The sequence below is a fragment of the Bradyrhizobium sp. NBAIM14 genome, assembly GCF_020193895.1.
In the GTDB taxonomy this organism is placed as follows: Bacteria; Pseudomonadota; Alphaproteobacteria; order Rhizobiales; family Xanthobacteraceae; genus Bradyrhizobium; species Bradyrhizobium yuanmingense.
Window position 1 is genome coordinate 22,284 of record NZ_JADYVQ010000029.1, and the last position, 18,280, is coordinate 40,563.

Annotated in this window: 17 protein-coding genes; 12 read left to right on the forward strand and 5 right to left on the reverse strand. The window is 62.9% G+C overall.

Annotation, left to right across the window (positions count from 1 at the left end; genetic code table 11):
* The gene (locus I6F28_RS34820) at positions 1 to 783 is read left to right on the forward strand and encodes a hypothetical protein (protein ID WP_225143410.1); all 783 of its coding nucleotides are present in this window, start codon (positions 1 to 3) and stop codon (positions 781 to 783) included.
* The gene (locus tag I6F28_RS34825; protein ID WP_225143412.1) at positions 773 to 1,153 is read left to right on the forward strand and encodes a hypothetical protein; all 381 of its coding nucleotides are present in this window, start codon (positions 773 to 775) and stop codon (positions 1,151 to 1,153) included. Before I6F28_RS34820 ends, I6F28_RS34825 begins: the two co-directional genes overlap by 11 nt.
* A gap of 430 nt (positions 1,154 to 1,583) precedes the next feature.
* Here the strand turns inward: I6F28_RS34825 and I6F28_RS34830 are convergent, their stop codons facing one another.
* Positions 1,584 to 3,461: a hypothetical protein gene (locus tag I6F28_RS34830; RefSeq protein WP_225143415.1), complete on the reverse strand. Its 1,878-nt coding sequence runs from the start codon at positions 3,459 to 3,461 to the stop codon at positions 1,584 to 1,586.
* A gap of 487 nt (positions 3,462 to 3,948) precedes the next feature.
* Between I6F28_RS34830 and I6F28_RS34835 the strand changes: the two genes are divergently transcribed.
* From I6F28_RS34835 to pseF, 10 genes are read left to right on the forward strand one after another with little or no spacing between them, the layout of a single operon-like run.
* On the forward strand, positions 3,949 to 5,325 hold the full coding sequence (locus tag I6F28_RS34835; protein ID WP_225143428.1) for a GHMP family kinase ATP-binding protein: 1,377 nt from the start codon (positions 3,949 to 3,951) through the stop codon (positions 5,323 to 5,325).
* A 22-nt stretch (positions 5,326 to 5,347) separates the two neighbouring features.
* Positions 5,348 to 7,267: an N-acetylneuraminate synthase family protein gene (locus tag I6F28_RS34840; RefSeq protein ID WP_225143429.1), complete on the forward strand. Its 1,920-nt coding sequence runs from the start codon at positions 5,348 to 5,350 to the stop codon at positions 7,265 to 7,267.
* Complete coding sequence (locus I6F28_RS34845; protein WP_036007390.1) at positions 7,267 to 7,956, forward strand: acylneuraminate cytidylyltransferase family protein; 690 nt, start codon at positions 7,267 to 7,269, stop codon at positions 7,954 to 7,956. The genes I6F28_RS34840 and I6F28_RS34845 overlap by 1 nt, the downstream gene beginning before the upstream one ends.
* Positions 7,949 to 8,713, forward strand: a complete 765-nt coding sequence (locus I6F28_RS34850; protein ID WP_225143431.1) for an SDR family oxidoreductase — start codon at positions 7,949 to 7,951, stop codon at positions 8,711 to 8,713. Before I6F28_RS34845 ends, I6F28_RS34850 begins: the two co-directional genes overlap by 8 nt.
* Positions 8,710 to 9,558 (forward strand): sugar phosphate isomerase/epimerase family protein, encoded by an 849-nt coding sequence (locus tag I6F28_RS34855; RefSeq protein WP_225143433.1) that lies wholly within the window; start codon positions 8,710 to 8,712, stop codon positions 9,556 to 9,558. The genes I6F28_RS34850 and I6F28_RS34855 overlap by 4 nt, the downstream gene beginning before the upstream one ends.
* Positions 9,555 to 10,316 (forward strand): SDR family NAD(P)-dependent oxidoreductase, encoded by a 762-nt coding sequence (locus I6F28_RS34860; protein ID WP_225143445.1) that lies wholly within the window; start codon positions 9,555 to 9,557, stop codon positions 10,314 to 10,316. The genes I6F28_RS34855 and I6F28_RS34860 overlap by 4 nt, the downstream gene beginning before the upstream one ends.
* 13 nt (positions 10,317 to 10,329) lie before the next feature.
* Positions 10,330 to 11,169, forward strand: coding sequence for an SDR family oxidoreductase (locus tag I6F28_RS34865; RefSeq protein ID WP_036029858.1), 840 nt, complete (start codon positions 10,330 to 10,332; stop codon positions 11,167 to 11,169).
* Between the two features lie 49 nt (positions 11,170 to 11,218).
* Positions 11,219 to 12,220: a UDP-N-acetylglucosamine 4,6-dehydratase (inverting) gene (pseB, locus tag I6F28_RS34870; protein WP_225143458.1), complete on the forward strand. Its 1,002-nt coding sequence runs from the start codon at positions 11,219 to 11,221 to the stop codon at positions 12,218 to 12,220.
* Complete coding sequence (gene pseC / locus I6F28_RS34875) at positions 12,217 to 13,395, forward strand: UDP-4-amino-4,6-dideoxy-N-acetyl-beta-L-altrosamine transaminase (RefSeq protein WP_225143461.1); 1,179 nt, start codon at positions 12,217 to 12,219, stop codon at positions 13,393 to 13,395. The genes pseB and pseC overlap by 4 nt, the downstream gene beginning before the upstream one ends.
* A complete protein-coding gene (gene pseF / locus I6F28_RS34880; RefSeq protein WP_225143463.1) occupies positions 13,392 to 14,081 on the forward strand; it encodes a pseudaminic acid cytidylyltransferase in 690 nt (229 codons plus the stop codon). Before pseC ends, pseF begins: the two co-directional genes overlap by 4 nt.
* A 37-nt stretch (positions 14,082 to 14,118) precedes the next feature.
* On the opposite strand, the gene I6F28_RS34885 is transcribed toward pseF, so the two are convergent.
* The 4 genes from I6F28_RS34885 to I6F28_RS34900 are packed head-to-tail and all read right to left on the reverse strand — an operon-like array spanning position 14,119 to position 18,238.
* Positions 14,119 to 15,327, reverse strand: a complete 1,209-nt coding sequence (locus I6F28_RS34885) for an HAD-IIIA family hydrolase (RefSeq protein ID WP_225143466.1) — start codon at positions 15,325 to 15,327, stop codon at positions 14,119 to 14,121.
* 16 nt (positions 15,328 to 15,343) lie between these two features.
* A complete protein-coding gene (locus I6F28_RS34890; protein ID WP_225143468.1) occupies positions 15,344 to 16,192 on the reverse strand; it encodes a GumC domain-containing protein in 849 nt (282 codons plus the stop codon).
* Between the two features lie 19 nt (positions 16,193 to 16,211).
* Positions 16,212 to 17,699: a DUF6418 domain-containing protein gene (locus I6F28_RS34895; protein ID WP_225143471.1), complete on the reverse strand. Its 1,488-nt coding sequence runs from the start codon at positions 17,697 to 17,699 to the stop codon at positions 16,212 to 16,214.
* Positions 17,672 to 18,238 carry a class I SAM-dependent methyltransferase gene (locus I6F28_RS34900; protein ID WP_225143473.1) on the reverse strand — a complete coding sequence of 189 codons (567 nt, stop codon included), beginning with the start codon at positions 18,236 to 18,238 and terminating at the stop codon, positions 17,672 to 17,674. Before I6F28_RS34900 ends, I6F28_RS34895 begins: the two co-directional genes overlap by 28 nt.
* Between the last annotated feature and the right edge of the window lie 42 nt (positions 18,239 to 18,280).

The following is an 18,280-nucleotide window of genomic DNA, read 5'->3' on the forward strand; positions in this document are numbered from 1 at the left end:
ATGCTGATGGTAGTGGCCATCGGCATGCTGGGAAAACGCCGACACTCGACGCCGACCTTTGCCAGTTCCATGCTGGCGGCGATCTGGAGCTTCGAGGCCGTGGTCGGCGTCCTCGCAATTCATGCCGGTTTCGTCGCTCTGGCCAATCTGCGCGACCGGACCTACTGCCGACCGCTTCGTTGCACTGGTTGCTCTACCAATCGTCACGGGGCTGCTGCTCGTCGGGTTAGTAATCTTCCTCGTTTCGGGCAAGGGGCCTCGCTCGATACCTATCTTGGCTTTCTGTCCAGCTACAATCCGGTCGCGCAATTTTGGTCGGTGCCGTTCGCGGGCACATTCTGGAGCAGGTCCCCGTTCCTGTTCGGAGTCGTTCTCGCCGTCGGAGGCCTATGGCTTCTCGTGATCAACAAGGCGCGCAACAGTCTTATCGCCGCTGCCGATGACTGGCTCCGCTTGGGCACTCCTGCGACTTTGCTGACGGCCATCACAGGCGCCTATTTTGCGGGGCGCTCGGTGGATTTCACCATCCTCATTGCGCTGCTTCCGTTGGCGCTTATGGTGGTGCCACCGAGCCTGAAGCTCGCCGACATCGGATTGAGTGGATATCGCAGTTCGCCCGGCCTCGCCGTGCTGGCGGCCGGCGTGATCCTCTGGGGAACGACGTTCTCGCTGCTCTACCTGTTTCGCGCGAATGCACCGTATTCGCTGGGGAAGAGTGCAGGGATATGGGCGGTGCAATCCCTCCGCACTGACCCGCGGCGTGGCAGAGACGATGCGCAGTAAGCTCATACTTGCGCCGGGCAACAATCTCTGGGCATTGGCGGATTATGACCGCGCAATCATCTCGCAGGCCCGCGGCTTGATCGATCGCTTCTCGCCGGCCGCGCCGAAGGTCACCCTGCTACTGGGTGCAGGAGCCGGGGGACATGACATGCTCAGCGATATCGTTCTCATGTATGACGGGAAGTGGCACACCTGGCCACGGTCCTTCACGTTCTCCGACCAGCTGGTCCCGACGCTTGCCAATCAAATCCTTGCTGCGCCGATCGAGCTCGCGACGGGTGATCTTGTCCTGCTGCGGCGCGACACGTCTGAGCTCGGCCCGATCGAGAGCGGTATCCTGAAGCCGCCTCCCCTCGCCGCTTGCGGATGATCCTGGCGTCTCCAACGCCGAGCGCAGGGGAATGGCGGCTCTTAGCGAGCTGATCGGAAGAATCGCGGATGTGGCGGGCCCGTTGCCTGAAGGCCGGCTTGACGGACCAGCTCTGGCGCGCGCCGGAGTTCAACTTCCTAGGTCCATGCTTCGTAACCAGCATCTGGTCTCGTTCTGGGGGCCGGCGGCAATCATGAAGTCGGGAGACCAGCTCGTCATCGATCTCAACGGCATCCATCGCTCGACCTGCAGTCGGCTGCTCGTGGAGGCAGGCCAACTTCCCGGTGTTACCCGCGGTGCAAATTCTGGCGCGCTCGCCGATGAGCAGAGCACACCGGTCCCGGAGGCTCGCGCGACGCAGCTCTGCGCCAGAAATACCGGCAGGGCACGCATTATCGTGGAGCGAAGACGCTAGCTGGCGTCTCGGTATTCAGCGTTTCGGCACCGCGCAGCTCAATCGCCGCCCCTCATCCGGTCCCGCGAGGATCAAAACCTCATCCAGGCCGAGGCCCGACGCCCTTGCGCAAAGCTGATCGTCGCTCGTAACGGCCGAAAACGCATCCTCTCTGTAGAGGCTGGTGGTGTAGTAAAGGTCCCTGGCACACTTGAACTCCGGAGGATTGAGCCCCTTCAACATCGGCACGCCAAGGACTGCCGGAACGAAAAGAGGATCGCCTCGACAGTCGACAAAATTAGTCCAGAACGGACGATTGTCAGGCGAAACGAACACCGCAACTTTGCGCATTTGCCCTGCGCCCAGCGAGCGCAGGATCTCGATCGATCGTGCTCCAGGCCCACGACTGACGTCCGCCGCAATCTCCTGCCGAAGACGGCCGCCGGGCGCCAGCAGCGCCGTGATGGCAGGAACCGTCGAAAGCGGCGAGACCTCGCCTCGACCGGCGAGCGAATGAGCCCGTGCACGCAGCTCCTCGAATTGCAGCGCCAGCCTGACCGGGCTGCTTCTCTTTTCATTGGTGGCGAGGCCCACGAGGACAAGAAGGGCGAGAACGACACTGGGACGTGCTAGCCAGGGCTTCCGCCGTTCAATAGTCGGGGCATGGTAGGCGGTCAGGAAGACGATGCAGGCAAAGGTGCCGACATTGGCAAAATAGAACGCCGAGCCTCCTGCAATGTCGAGCAGGAGAGCCGGAACGAGACTCCCGATCGCCACAAGCGCAAACCACTCGGCCAGCCGCCGTTCGGCAAGCGAACCAGATAACCAAAAGCGTCCGGCGCCGTACAGCAGCACAAAGTTGGCGACGATGTTCGGCAACGCGCCCTGCGGATACTCGCGCACGAAACTGAGCGGACGCAGCGTACGAACATAGGTGCCGGCATCCGGCGAGCTGATCATGCTGGCAAGCCCCACCAGCAGCCCGATCGGCACCGCAAGCATAATGAGGTTGGGAACGGTCAAGCCAAGTCGTCGCCATAGCAGGAATCCTGTGGCCCCCCAAAAGATCACGCCGACCGAAATCTTAGCGAAGAGAACCGGCGTTCCAGCGATCACCAGCGCAAACACAGGAAGCCGGAGTGGCGCGTCCTGATCTGCAAGCTCCCCCAGCAACGGCATCGCGAACAAGAATAGAAGCAGCGAGACGAAATAGCTCTCCGAAACGAGATAGGACGTCCACCCCCAGACGTCGGCAACCATCAAGAGCAGGAGCGGAACGAGCGTGACGAGAGCGCAATCAGCCAGCCCACGCCCTTGTCGCCGAAGTAACGCCCCCGCCGTGATCAAGCTGAACAGCAACAGCGGGATGGCGATGATTTGCGCTACGAGATAGTAGCTGTCGAGCGTTGCGACGCCGAGCCATCGCCCCATGCCTCCGATCCAAATGTGGGAAAGGACGTGGTATTTGATCGGCAGGAAACCATCCAAGCCGGTGCTCGGGTGCCCCGACTGCACGAGCATGTTGGCGATGGTCGCGTGAAACAGAGTGTCGAGGTGCTGCAGGCCCGTCAGCGTCTGTTCCGGCGTGAGGACGGTCGCATAACCTCGCGAGTTCACGACGAAGAAGTAGCCGATTCCGGCACCGCAGCCGCAGATGACGGCCAACATCAACCTGGGCCGCGCCAGCGCTACTGCACGCAAAGCCCCTGCAGCTATTGCCGCGAGCAAGATCGGGTAGACAAGGATATCGGCAATGGTGTGGTTCACCAACGCCAGGCACGGCATGAACATCACCGCGATGATCGCGAGAACCATGCTGCCATGGCTTGCGCGCTGTTGCGGTCCGTTCCCGCGGGCCAACACCACGACGCACGAGACGAGCGCTGCCAGCAGCAGGAACGCCTTCACGATCACGAACCAGTGCGGACTCCCCAAAGGACTTCGCACGATCGCGCATAATGCGCCTGACGTTGCCGACATTGCGCACGCGAAACTCGCAGCGAAGCAAACGGCGTTGGCATCGGACGAGGCCTGCTCCGCTCCCTGAGATCGACCCAATTCATCCAGCGAGAATTGAAGAGAATGCACGCAGGCAACGTCCTTCTACAACCCGATATCGGAGGATGCCCCAACCATTCGCGGCACGACACGGGACCGTTGCAATAGCCAATTCCGGGCTTTCCGACCAGTGCACAACCGCTACCGCGGTAAGATCGGCTTGCATTTCGACCCTACTCGCCGGATGGGCTGATCCGGGCCAAGAGCCCCGGTCAGGATGGTCGGTTCGCTGGACCCGCAGAAGCCTTGCATCATCGCCCCCCCTGCCGTATCAACGGCCTCAACCGCTCGCCGTCCCCGGGGATAAGGGCTGGAATTGCCTGCACTTTTTGGACCTGATAGCTTGGCAGACAAGAGCCACGTCACCATCGCCGAGACTGAGACCATTGAGGAAGCCTTCCGGCGCCTCAATGCGAACATGCTCGGCATTTTGTTCGCACAGGATGCGAGCGGACGAATCCTCGGCGCGGTCACCGACGGCGACATCCGCAGGCGCATGCTGACGGGCCTCACCATCCACGATCGGGTAGCGACCTGCGTCAATCGCAACTTCGTCTGGGCACGCTCCGGCGGACCCCGCGAGCAAATTCTCAAACTGCTCGACCAGCGCGTTCATGTGGTGCCGATCCTCGATGGCGAGGGGCGGCTGGTCGACGTGTTCAGCCGCGAGCTGTTCAACCTCTCGGAAGAAAGCGAGGTATTCGCGCGCGCCCGCTCGCCGGTTCGGATCAGCTTCTCCGGCGGCGGCACCGACCTGACGCACTACTTCGTGGCGAATGACGGAGGCGCGGTCATCAGCGCCACGATCAAGATGTACGCTCATGCGGCGCTGCGGCGCCGGAGCGATCCCAGCATCCGGATCTATTCGCACGACTTTCGCCGCACGGTCGAGGCCGACAATCTCGCAGAGCTCGGAACCGGCGAAGATCTCGCGCTGATCAAGTCGGTGGTGCGCCTGATCAAGCCGACCTACGGCTTCGAGCTCGAAGTCTCCGCCGACTTTCCGGTCGGATCGGGCCTCGGCGGCTCCGCGGTGGTCTCGTCGGCGATCATCGGCTGCTTCAACGAATTTCGCAGCGACCAGTGGGACCGCCACGAGATCGCGGAGATGGCTTTCCAGGCCGAGCGGCTGATGCTCAACATCCCCGGCGGCTGGCAGGATCAGTACGCCACCGTGTTCGGCGGCTTCAATCACATGGAGTTCTTCTCCGACCAGAACACCATCGTGCCGCTTCGCCTCGATCCCAGCATCATCGCCGAGCTCGAGGAGAGCCTGGTGCTCTGTTACGTCGGCTCGGGGCGAGATTCCGGTGCCATTCACCGCGACCAGAAGGCTCGGCACGAGACCAGCGACGCGGTGGCCGCAGCTGCCAAGCAGAAGGAAGTGACACGCGACATCAGGCGGCATCTGCTGCGCGGTCAACTGCTGGAATGCGGCCGGCTGATCGACGAGGCCTGGCACGCCAAGCGGAAGCTGAGCTCCAAGATCTCGTCGGACGCGATCGACGCGATCTATGATTTTGCCAAGCAGCATGGCGCGGTCGGCGGCAAGTTGCTTGGCGCGGGCGGCGGCGGTTACTTCATGTTCTTCGTCCGCCCGTTCGAGCGCTATCAGCTGATCGCGGCGCTGGAACAGCAGGGGCACAGCTGTTCGCGCATCATGTTCGAGGAGAACGGGCTGCGGACGTGGAAGTCCCGTGTTCCCGCCCAGCTAGCATGACGCATATGAGACGAGAATGTTGATGACATCGCCCAAACAGCCTGCTCCGGTCCGCATCGGCAACCGTCTTCTGGGCGATGGCGAACCCTGCTACGTCATCGCCGAGATCGGCAACAACCATAATGGCGACTTCGACCGCGCCATTGCGCTGGTCGATGCCGCGGTCGCCGCCGGAGCTGATTGCGCCAAATTCCAGATGCGCAAGCTCGACGAGGTCTATCGCGCCTCGAGCCTGTCCGGGAAAGACGACGACCTCGCCGTCGAATATACGCTCGATCTTCTGCGCCGCTTCGAGCTGCCGACCGCACAGCAGAAGAAGATCGCCGAATATTGCGCAGCCAAGGGCATCGAGTACCTCTGCACGCCCTGGGACGCCAAGAGCGTCGCCGTGCTCGAAGGCTTCGGCGTGGAGGCCTACAAGGTCGCGTCCGCCGACCTCACCAATCTGCCGCTGCTCGCCCGCCTCACCGCCACCGGCAAGACGTTGATCGTCTCGACCGGCATGAGCACGACGGACGAGATCAAGGCCGCGGCGAAGTTCCTCGACGACCGGAATGCCAGCTACGTGCTGCTGCATTGCCAGAGCACCTACCCGGCCGCGCTCCACAACATTCATTTGCGTTTCATGGAAACGCTGCGCGAGATCCATCCGGTCGTCGGCTATTCCGGCCACGAGCGCGGCATTGCCGTTTCGACGGCCGCCGTCGCGCTCGGCGCCGTCGTCATCGAACGCCACATCACGCTCGATCGCGAGATGGAAGGTCCGGACCATGCCGCAAGTCTTGAGCCGGAGGAATTCAAGGCACTCGTCTCCGGCATTCGCGAGGTGGAAGCGGCCCGCGGCGAGAAGCTCGCCGAGCGCGCGCTGAGCCAGGGTGAGCTGATCAACCGCGAAAACCTCGCCAAGAGCCTGGTGGCCGCGCGCGACCTGTCGGCCGGCACCGTGATCTCCGAAAGCGACATCGCCGTGAAGAGCCCGGGACAGGGCCTGTCGCCGCTGAAGATGCCGGCGCTGCTCGGCCGCAAGCTGACGCGAACGATGGCGGCCGACGACTATTTCTTCCAGAGCGACCTCAATGAAGGCGCCGCGAAGGCCCGGCGCTACCGCTTCGACCGCCCCTGGGGCGTGCCGGTACGCTATCACGATACCGAACGCTTCTTGGAAATCTGCGAGCCCGACATCATCGAATTCCATCTCAGCTACAGCGACATGGAGCGCGATCCGGCGGCCTATCTGTCGGGCACCTATGAACTCGGTTTCGTGGTGCATGCGCCGGAGCTGTTTGCCGGCTCCAAGCTGATGGACCTCGCAACGCCCGACGAGGCGCTGCGGCGCTACTCGCTGGAGCAGACCCAGGCGGTGATCGACATCACCCGCGGCCTGAAGAAGTTCTTCCCCAGGACCAAGCGCCCGCCCATCGTCGCCAATATCGGCGGCTTCACCATGGACGAGCCGCTGCCGCCGGAGGAGAAAGCCGAGCGCTACCGCATCTTTGCGCAGAGCTTGACCGAGCTCGACATGGAGGGTGTCGAGCTGACGCCGCAGACCATGGCGCCGTTTCCCTGGCATTTCGGCGGCCAGCGCCACCAGAACATCTTCATCTTCCCGGAGGAATCGGCCGCGTTCTGCGCCAAGCATGATTTGCGCATGTGCGTCGATATCTCCCACACCAAGCTCGCCGCCAATCATTTCGGCTTCGACTTCGCGCAGGGCCTCGCCCAGCTCGGGCCGCACACCGCGCATCTGCATTTCGGCGACGCCAAGGGCCTCGACGGCGAAGGTCTTCAGATCGGCGAAGGCGAGATCGATTTCGACGAGATCGGACAGGTGTTGCGCAAGCATGCACCGACGGCATCGTTCATTCCCGAAATATGGCAGGGTCACAAGAACATGGGCGAAGGCTTCTGGACCGCGCTCGAGCGTCTGGAGGGACACATCTGATGGCGCGCAAGACGCTGGCCGTGATCGCCGCGCGCGGCGGCTCCAAGGGCATCCCGCACAAGAACCTGCTCGATCTCTGCGGCAAGCCCCTGATCGCCTGGACGGTCGAACAGGCCCGCGCGGCGCGCGGCGTCGACGTCGTGGCGGTCTCGTCGGACAGCGAGGCGATCCTCGCCGCGGCCGAGGCCGCCGGCGCCGTCGGCGTGCGGCGTCCGGACGACATTTCGGGCGACCTCGCCTCCTCCGAATCCGCCTGGCTGCATGCCCTCGATGCGACCGAGGCGCGACTGGGCCGGTTCGAGCGCGTGGTCGCGCTTCAGGCCACATCGCCGATCCGCGAGCCCGGCGACATCGAGAACGCACTTGAGACCTTCGATCGCGACCATCTCGACAGCCTGCTGTCGGTTTGCGAGGTCGAGGACTACTTCAACTGGCGGATCGGCGCGAACGGCCCGGAGCCGATCAATTACGACTATCGCAACCGCCGCATGCGCCAGCAGATCGAGAAGCGCTACCTTGAGAACGGCTCGTTCTACGTCCTGATCCCATCCCTCCTGCGCGAGCAGAACAATCGTCTCGGCGGCAAGATCGGCTTCCACGTCATGGATCGTCACAAGATGTTCCAGATCGACCGCCCCGAGGACGTCAAGCTTTGCGCCGCCATCATGCGCAGTTACGGCTATGCCTGATCTCAGCGCCTTCTCGCTCGCAGGCAAGATCGCGGTGGTCACCGGCGCCTCGCGCGGCATTGGCGCGGCGATCGCGAGCGGCCTCAAGGATGCCGGAGCCACCGTGTTCGGCCTCAGCCGGTCCGGAACCGCGCCGCAGGGCGTCACCGCCATGGCCTGCGACCTCTCCGACGACGGCGCGATCGAAGGCGCATTCCGCGCCATTGCGGCAAAAGGCAATCGGATCGACGCACTCGTGAACGCCGCCGGCATCAGTCTTCCGGCCCAAGGCGGCGAAAGCGAGCTCGCACGCTTCCGTGCCACGGTCGCAACCGATCTCACCGGCGTCTACGCCACCATCCTCGCCGCCTATCCGCTCCTGAAGAACGCGGGCTCGGCGGCGATCGTCAACGTCACCAGCATCAATTCGGTGCGCGGCTTCCCCGGCAATCCCGGCTACGTCGCGGCAAAGGCGGGGCTTGCCGGGCTGACGCGGGCACTCGCCGCCGACTACGCACCGGACGGCATCCGCGTCAACGCACTTGCGCCGGGCTACGTCGCGACCGAGATGACCGCGAAGAGCTATGCCGACCCCGTCATGCACGAGGATCGGCGCCGCCACACCATGCTCGGCCGCTGGGGGCAACCCGCCGACATGGTGGGTGCCGCCGTCTTTCTCGCGTCGGAAGCCTCCGCCTATGTGACCGGCCAGGAGATCTTTGTCGACGGCGGCTGGATCGCCAAGGGCCTCGCCATCAGTTCGGATAGCACATCGTGACCGCAACGCTCGAACGCATCGGCTTCATGCAGGGACGCCTGTCGGCCCTGGTCGACGGCAAGATCCAGGCGTTCCCGTGGAACGAATGGCGCGAGGAATTTCCCCGCGCCAAGGCGCTCGGCCTGACGCGGATGGAATGGACCATCGACCAGGAGCGGCTGCGCGAGAACCCGCTGATGACCGAGCCGGGACAACAGGAGATTCTGACGCTGGCACGCGAAAATGGCGTGCGCATCCCGAGCCTGACCGGCGATTGCTTCATGCAAGCGCCGTTCTGGAAGGTCGATGCGGTCGTGCGCGATGCCCTCGTCAACGATCTCGATCTCCTGATTGCCGCCTGCAGCCGCATCGGCATCGCGTTCATCGTGGTCCCGCTGGTCGACAACGGCAAGATCGAGCGCGAGAGCGAGAGCGACACGCTCAAGCGGGTGCTGATCGCCCGCCGCGAGCAGCTCGTGAGACAGAACGTCAAGATCGTCTTCGAGTCCGATCTGCCGCCGCGCGACCTCGCCCGCTTCATGGAAGCGTTTCCGGCGGAGGTCTTCGGCATCAACTACGACAGCGGCAACAGCGCCTCGCTGGGCTACGATAGCGCCGAGGAGATCGAGGCCTACGCGCCCCGCATTCTCAACGTCCATGTCAAGGACCGCGTGCGCGGCGGCACCACCGTGCCGCTCGGCACCGGCAACGCTGATCTCGCGAAGACGATCCGGCTGATCGAGCGCTCCGGCTATAGGGGACAATACATCCTGCAAACCGCGCGGGCCGGCGACGGCGATCACGCCGGCGCGCTGGCGACATATCGCGACATGACGGTTCGCTGGATCGAGGATGCCGCGCGATGAAGCTCGAGCTGGATGATCGCGTCGCGCTCGTCACCGGCGCCAGCCGCGGCATCGGGCTCGCGATCGCGACGACGCTCGCCGCAGAAGGCGCCAGAGTCGCGCTCGCGGCGCGCGGCGCAGATGCGCTCGATGCCGCGCGGGCTACGGTCGGCGGCAGCACATCGGTTCACGTGGCCGATGTCACCGATCCGGCTGCGGCAGCGAGGCTGCTGAACGAGGTCGAACGGCAGTGGGGGCGCCTCGACATCCTCGTCTGCAACGTCGGCAGCGGCGCTTCCGTGCCGCCCGGGCAGGAGAATGCGGCGGAATGGTCGCGGGTGATGGATCTCAATTTCTTCGCCGCGACCAACATGATCGAGGCCGCACGGCCGCTGATGGCGCGCGGCAGCGGCGACCGGTCGATTGTCTGCATCTCCTCGATCGCCGGCATGGCGGCGCTGGGCGCGCCCGTCACCTACTATGCCGCGAAGGCGGCGCTGAACGCCACCGTGCGCGGGCTGGCGCGCCCGCTGGCGCTCGAGGGCATCCGCATCAATGCGGTCGCGCCCGGCAACATCCTCGCCGCCGACGGCACCTGGGCGCGCAAGCTCGCCGAGAACAGGGCCGCGGTCGAGGACATGCTTGTGCGCGAGGTGGCGCTGCGCCGGCTCGGCAAGCCGGAAGAGGTCGCCGACCTCGTCGCATTCCTCGCCTCGCCGCGCGCGGCGTTCATTACCGGCAGCGTCATGGTCGCCGACGGCGGCCAATTGCGCGGCTGAACAGGAGCTCCCGATGCCAAGCCCGTCCTCACGCTATGACCTGACCGGCCGCACCGCTCTCGTGACCGGTGCAGGCGGCCTGCTCGGCCGGCAGCATGTTGCCGCGCTCTCCGAGGCCGGCGCGCGCGTCGTCGTCACCGACGTCGGACTTGCGCAGGCCGAAGCCGCCGTTGCCGCACTCAAGCAGAATGCGCCGTCCGCCGACCTGATCGCGCTTGCGATCGACGTCACCACACTCGATTCGGTGCGTGCTGCGCACGAGCAGCTTTCCGGCCGCGGCGTCTCCGTCGACATCCTCGTCAACAACGCGGCCATCGATCCCAAGGTGACCTCCGCACCCGGCGTGATGCATTCCTCCCGCTTCGAGGCGTTTCCGGTGCCGCAATGGCAGACCGAGATCGCCGTGGGCCTGACCGGCGCGATGCTATGCGCTCAGGTGTTCGGCGGTGCAATGGCATCGCGTGGCCGCGGTGTGATCCTCAACATCGCCTCCGATCTCGGCGTGATCGCGCCGGACCAGCGGCTCTATCGCCAACCGCAGGTGACGCGCGAGGAGGAGCAGCCGGTGAAGCCGGTGACCTACTCCGTGATCAAGCACGGCTTGATCGGGCTGACGAAATATCTGGCGACGTATTGGGCCGATCACGGCGTCCGCGTCAACGCGATCTCGCCGGGCGGGGTCTTCAACAACCAGGATCCGGCCTTCGTCGAGCGACTGACGCGCCTGATCCCGATGGGCCGCATGGCCGAGGTCGACGAGTACCGCGCCGCGGTGCAGTTCCTGTGCTCGGATGCATCGAGCTATATGACCGGGCAGAACCTGGTGATGGACGGCGGCAGGAGCGTATGGTAACCAGCGGCATTCTCCCCACTCCAGACAATGATCCGGCGCAAGAGCGAGCATGTTCAATCAAAAGGCCATTCTGATTACTGGGGGCACCGGATCGTTCGGGAAGAAGTTCGTCGGTTGCCTGCTGAAGAACTTCAAGCCCCGTCGCGTCGTCGTCTATTCGCGTGACGAGCTGAAGCAATACGAGATGCAGCAGGAGTTCGATCAGCCCGCGATGCGCTATTTCATTGGCGACGTCCGGGACGGTGAACGCCTTCGCACGGCCATGGAAGGGATTGACTTCGTCATTCACGCCGCTGCGTTGAAGCAGGTGCCGGCAGCTGAATACAATCCCATGGAGTGCATCAAGACCAACGTTCATGGCGCGGAGAACGTGATTCAGGCGGCGCTCGCGGCAGACGTCGAGAAGGTGATTGCACTCTCGACGGACAAGGCTGCGCAGCCGATCAATCTCTACGGCGCGACCAAGCTGGCGTCCGACAAGCTATTCATTGCAGCCAACAACATGGCTGGCGGGCATCGCACGGCTTTTGCCGTCGTGCGTTACGGCAATGTGGTCGGTTCGCGCGGCTCGATCGTGCCACTGTTCAACAAGCTGATCGCTGCAGGTACGGATCATCTGCCGATCACTGATCCGCGGATGACGCGGTTCTGGATCTCGTTGCAGCAGGGCGTCGACTTTGTGATCAAGAGCTTCGAGCGCATGTCGGGCGGCGAGATCTTCGTTCCGATGATCCCGTCGGTTCGCATTCCCGATCTGGCTGCGGCAATGGCCCCAACGCTGCCGACCCGGGTGATCGGTATCCGTCCGGGCGAAAAACTCCACGAGGTCATGTGCCCGACCGACGATTCGCATCTGACCGTGAAGTTTCACGATCACTTCGTGATCAAGCCGACCATCAAATTCTTTCGCCGCGATGTGGACTATCTCACGAACCAGATCGGCGAAAGCGGTGAGCCGGTTCCTGATGGCTTCGAGTACAATTCCGGTCGAAACGATCACTTCCTCGATCCCGCCGAGATCCGGGACTTCAACAAGATTGCTCTCCTATGATCCCGTATGGGCGCCAGGATATTTCCCCTGAGGACATCGACGCAGTCACGCAGGTGCTGCAGTCGGACTGGCTCACCCAAGGACAGGCCGGCCCCCGCTTCGAACAGGCAATGGCCGGATATTGCGGTGTCCGCAACGCAATCGCGGTGTCAAACGCAACGGCAGCGCTTCATATCGCCTGTCTCGCGCTCGATCTCGGTCCAGGCGACCTCCTTTGGACCGTACCGAACACCTTCGTAGCTTCGGCCAACTGTGCGCTCTATTGCGGCGCCAGCGTCGACTTCGTCGACATCGATCCACGCACCTACAATATAAGTGTGGCCGCACTCTCGGAGAAGCTGGCGCAGGCAAGCACCCAGGGAAGATTGCCGAAGGTGGTCATTCCCGTCCACTTCGCCGGCCAGTCCTGCGAAATGGCGGAAATCCGCGCGCTCGCCGATCGCTACGGCTTCCGCATCATCGAGGATGCGTCGCACGCGGTCGGCGGCGAATATCTGGGGCGCAAGATCGGAGCTGCGCAGCTCAGCGACGTCGTGGTCTTCAGCTTCCATCCGGTGAAGATCATCACGACCGGCGAAGGAGGCATGGCGCTCACCAATGACCGGGCGCTCGGGGAGCGACTTGCCTATCTGCGCACCCACGGCATTGTACGCCCCGTGCAGACCGATCCCGTTGAAGCGGATCGTTCCAACGAGGACCGGCATGGTCCTTGGACCTACGAGCAAATCGAGCTCGGCCTGAACTATCGCATGACCGACATTCAGGCTGCGCTCGGAGCCAGCCAGCTTGGCCGGCTTGATGCCTTTGTCGCGCGACGGCGCGAGCTTGCGGCACGTTACGATAAGTTGCTCGCCGGGCTGCCGGTGACCTGTCCATGGCAGCACCCCGACACGAATTCTGCCTGGCACCTCTACGTGATCCGGCTCCGGCGAAACGAGATCAAGCTCACCCGGCGCGAGGTCTTCGATGCGTTGCGCTCCGCGGGCATCGGCGTCAACGTGCACTACATCCCGGTGCACACCCAGCCCTATTATCAGCGCCTCGGCTTCCGCGCCGGCATGTTTCCCGAAGCCGAAAGCTACTATCAGGATGCCATCACGTTACCGCTGTTTTCGAAGATGACGGATGCAGAGCAGGACACCGTCGTCGGCGCGCTCACGAAGATCATCTCGTGAAGATCGCGGTCATTCCGGCGCGCGGTGGAAGCAAGCGGATCCCGCGCAAGAACATCCGTCCGTTCTGTGGTAAACCCATCATCTCATACTCGATCGATGCGGCCCGCCAGAGCGGCCTGTTCGACGAGATTATCGTGTCCACGGATGACGAGGAGATCGCAGCCGTCTCGCGCCAACTGGGCGCGACGACGCCGTTCGTTCGACCGAGAGAGATTGCCGACGATTTCACCGGCACCAATGCAGTCGTCAAACACGCCGTCGCGTGGTTTCTCGAACGAGGCAATCAGATCAGCCACGCCTGCTGCATCTACGCCACCGCTCCGTTGATTCAGCCGCGTTATCTGCGCGAGGGGCACGACGCCCTGACCTGCTCGGACGCGGCCTTTGCCTTTTCCGTCACCAGCTACGCCTTTCCGATCCAGCGGGCCGTGCGCATCACGACGTCAGGACGGGTCGACGCCTTCTATCCTGAGCACCGTCTGACCCGCTCTCAGGATCTCGAGCCGGCCTATCACGATGCGGGCCAGTTCTATTGGGGAACGGGGGACGCCTTTCGTGACGATGTGCCGCTATTCTCCGAGCGATCGATCGGCATCGTTCTTCCGCGAAAATATGTGCAGGACATCGACACGCTGGAGGACTGGGAGCAGGCGGAATACATGTTTCGCGCCATCAGTCGAGGCTAGGCTGTCCGCGATATGCCGGCTCTGACCGGCTGCAAGCCTAAGGCGCCGCGGTGGCCTTGAGCAGCGGGCGAAGAAATGTCGCCAAGTCGCCCTCCCTGAACAAGTACCCGGGCAGCCCGGCAGCGCGAGCCGCTTCGACGTCGCGATCATTGTCACCGACCAGCAGGCTTCCTTCCGTCCGGATGGGCCATCCGTTCATGCAGTCGATGATCATGCCCGGAGCAGGCTTGCGCCGGTCGCTGACGCGCCGAAACGCGTCAATCGTGCCCTCCTCATGGTACGGGCAATACTGATAGTCGTCGATGTGTGCGCCCACCGCAGCGAGTTCTCCGCTCATCCAGTCATGAAGGCGGTGAACGTCCTCGACCCCGTAATAGCCGCGCGCAACTCCCGACTGATTGGTGGCGACGAAGGCGTAATAACCCAGATCGTTGCAGAGCTTGATCGCTTCTCGTGCGCCGTCGATCCATTCGAAATCCTCGATCCGGTGCACATAGGCCTTGTCGACGTTGAGCACGCCGTCCCGGTCGAAGAACACCGCAGGGCGGCGTAGCCGCTCCGGGAGTTCGAGCTGGACCCGCTCGAAATCAGAGGGGATACCGATGTCGATAAAGAAGCCGTCGTAGAGACCCGCCTCGAGCCGTCCCTCGGCGACCAACCTCGGAAACACCTGTTGCTCAAGCGAGCATGGCAATTCATCAATATACCGGAGAATTGCTCGGTCGATGCAATAGACGCCTGTATTGATGGGCCCGTTCGGTTGGGAACCGGCTCCGAGAAAACTCCTGACGCGGCTCCCTTCGAGCACAACACGACCGTAGCGATCTCCCGCCTGGACACACTTGAGCGCCATGTGGACAAGGGCGGACGAATTGCGTGCGCGTAGGGCGAGATCCAGCAAGTTGAAATCGAACCAGGAGTCGCCGTTCAGAAGAAGGAAGCGATCCTGCAGCTTTCCAGCGGCATGCTTCAACGCACCGCCGGTACCGCAAGGCGACGGCTCGCAAACCACCTTCAGCGAGGCGCGACGCCAGCTCTTGCCGTGGTAGGCCTCGACGACGACGTCGGCACGGTGGCCGGCGAGGAGCACGATCTCCTCGATCGTCGGGTAGCGCGTCAACTCGTCGAGCAGGTAGTCGAGAAACGGTCTACCGGCGACCTCCAGCAATGGTTTAGGAACGAGCCGGGTTCGCTCCCCCAGCCGTGTCCCGAGACCACCGACCAGGATGACGGCCTGTCTCAACATATTTTGCGCGGCGTCCCTACTGTGCGCGGGCGGAGCCCGGCATGCGGATCATGGCGTACACGAGCAAAGCCAGCAATGCAATTGCTCCAGCAAAGATCGCGTGCCGGACAGGTCGAGGCGATGACTGGATAATGATCACGTCCTCGCTCAGGGATGCCGGATACGTCTTCATCGGTCCCATCCTGCTCACCATTTTACGACGCTCTGCGTTCGCGGCAGCCAACCTTTCTTCGTTCTTCGTCGTCAGATCCAGCAGCCACACGCGACGCAGCACCAACGCCGAAGCGTCGCCAGCTGCGGAGGGCGAGATCGAATCGCCCGTCGCCAGGGATTCTCGGATTCGAGTCAGGCTTGCGATATTTTCGTCTTGCAGGGCAAGTTGAGCGCTGAGCTCCGAGACCAAGGGAGCGCGCAGCTTCTCCTGCTCTTTGTTCAACGCGTTGACCGCGGCCTCCAATACATCGCGTGCCTGCTTCTCGCTGGCAGCCGTCACGACGAGCGTCAGTGAATCGGCCAGGTTCGGACGTGCGTTGAAACTATCCAGGATGAGTTTCCGACCGCGATCCTCGCGATCAGCTGCCGCATCCGAGGAGTCCAGCGCGCGAACCAGGAACGCGCGCTGATTGATCTGAGCGGCCGTCGCCTGTGGCGTCATCAGCTCCGTGCCATCGACACGGGCCAGGCGAACACTTGCCGTCGCGGTGTAGGTCGCGGGCGCCATTTGACTGACGAGGAATACGATGAACATCACCGCCAGCGTTCCTAACGCAATCGTGCTCAACCGCTTCCGGACCGAGCGATCGAGAAACGTCGACAGTCCGCCGAAATACTCGAGAATAGATATCTGCGGCTGTGCCTCACTCATACTGCTATTCCTTCTGGTCTCACACGACGGGCTTGCCTGCAACCGAAGGCGTAGCCGTGATCAAACTCCAGCGCCACCTGTCTTCCAGAACATACGCGAAAACAGCAGCCGCAATCTTTATCATGAATGTGAGCTGGATGAACGAATTAACCATTCCGGAGACGAGGAAGATCGAAAGCGCATAGAATATCGGAGTCAGGAAAAAGCAGGTAACGTAACGCTCCTCCACGAGGCAGCGCGTCAACAGAAACATGAATTCGGAGAACAGTATGGCCGATATGGCGACGAGACAGAAGCCCCCGGCCGGACCTCCGAGCTCGAAAAGGACCTCGGGCCACCCCCCGGTGTAAGCTGATCCCTGCGCAATGATGAACTGGGCGCGCTCGAGCGGCAGTCCCATTTCCATCAGGAACTGCATGGTCGAGTTGCGGTTCGGACTGAAAGGGTCCACGAACAGCTTGAAAAAAGCATAATCGCCATTCCAGTCGTTGCGCAGGAAGACGCGCTCATACGTCATCCACCACATCTCGCCCTGCTGGACCAGGATGCGCTGGACGAGCTTGGTCTGGATGGCAACCGTTTCACTGCCGCGAACGACCGCGTAAGAATAAATCAGCGCGACGCCAACCAGAAGAACAAAGCCAAGCGCCGGCAACCAGACGCGGCGCATCAGCTTCCCCAGAGAGATGGCGCCGGTCCATTGCTTTCCGAGCAGCACGGCTCCCATCGGAATCATCAGGAATGAGAGGTAGAGATAAAACGACGAAAAGCGATGCCCAACCGCAAACAGGTAGAGCATCAAGGCTGCAAACAGTGCTCCGAAGCGCCGGTCCAGAGGCTTGCCGCAGAGTGCGGGCAGTGACAAGAGAACGCCGATCTGAAATGCCAGCATCGGCCCCCATTCCAACAGCTGCTGATGCAAGGGGCCGCCGTATAGCCGCGCATAGTCGAAGCGCTCGAGTCCCGCGAACAGCGGAATATGGCCGCGGATCAGCAACTCCAGCCAGAGCGCAAGCACAAACAAGCCGACAACGCAAAAGGCCAAGTCAGCCAGGCTCCAAGCGCCGGCCTTCAGCACAGCAGAGTTCCGGATGACCGAATTGTCCGAAAGCGCACGCAGGCGTTGCGGGCGAAAGGAGAAGAGCAATGCCGCTATGATGAGCGCCTGGGACGCCGCTAGCGGCAGCACGGCCAATCCTGGGCCGAGTTGGCGTTCCAGCTGCTCGGAGTAGACTGGCCCGAACACGTCGATGTAGAGAACGGAGAGGAGCCGCCAGGCAAAAGCAAAGAAGAAAAAGAAAAGGATCAGCAAGAGGCCGGGTCGGCTTATCGCGATACGACCCATGGCTGCGAGCATGGCCCCGACGGCGGTGATGCAAAGCACCGCTGGAAACAAGCTCTCCATGCTCCACCAAGAGACCTGCATCTCATCCCCATCGACAGCCGGATCGCCGACCACTGATGTGGGCAGGTTCCGAATCAGTCCGAATCGCCCAGCGGCGTCCAAGCATAGAGCAATCCGTCATTGTGCAGGGTCGGCGCAAAGTTCATCCGCTCCCTCGCGCTTACGCGGATCCGGCCAGCGCGATCCAGTTCGTCGAGCAGCGTCCACAGCCTGGTCTGATAGTCCATCGATCGAATGTAGATCCGGCTGGCAATATCCCGCGGATCGGAAAGGTCCAACATGTCAACAGCAGGCTCGATGTTGATGACCCGCGCAGGGCGCGCTTTCAGGATGTGGTTCACGACGGCCTCGACGGCATGGGGAATCTGCTCGATGCAGAAATAGGTCAGGATCGTCGCGCCCTTGAGTTCCTGGAAGGCGGGATCGGCCGGATCGGTCAGGTCGATACGTCCGAAGCTGATCCGGTCGCCCAGCCCGAAATGCCCGGCGATCTGCCGGCCGGCCTCGATCCCGTTCGGGGCGATGTCGAGACCACGCAGCTTGCTCCATCGCGGATCGATCGACAGCGAGAACAGATTGTATCCAAAGCCGGCACCCAGTTCGAGGAGCGCCGTCTCTTCGCCCGCGTGCCGCGCGACCAATTGCGATAGCGCGCCGAGCCGGTACCGATAGTATTCTCTGGT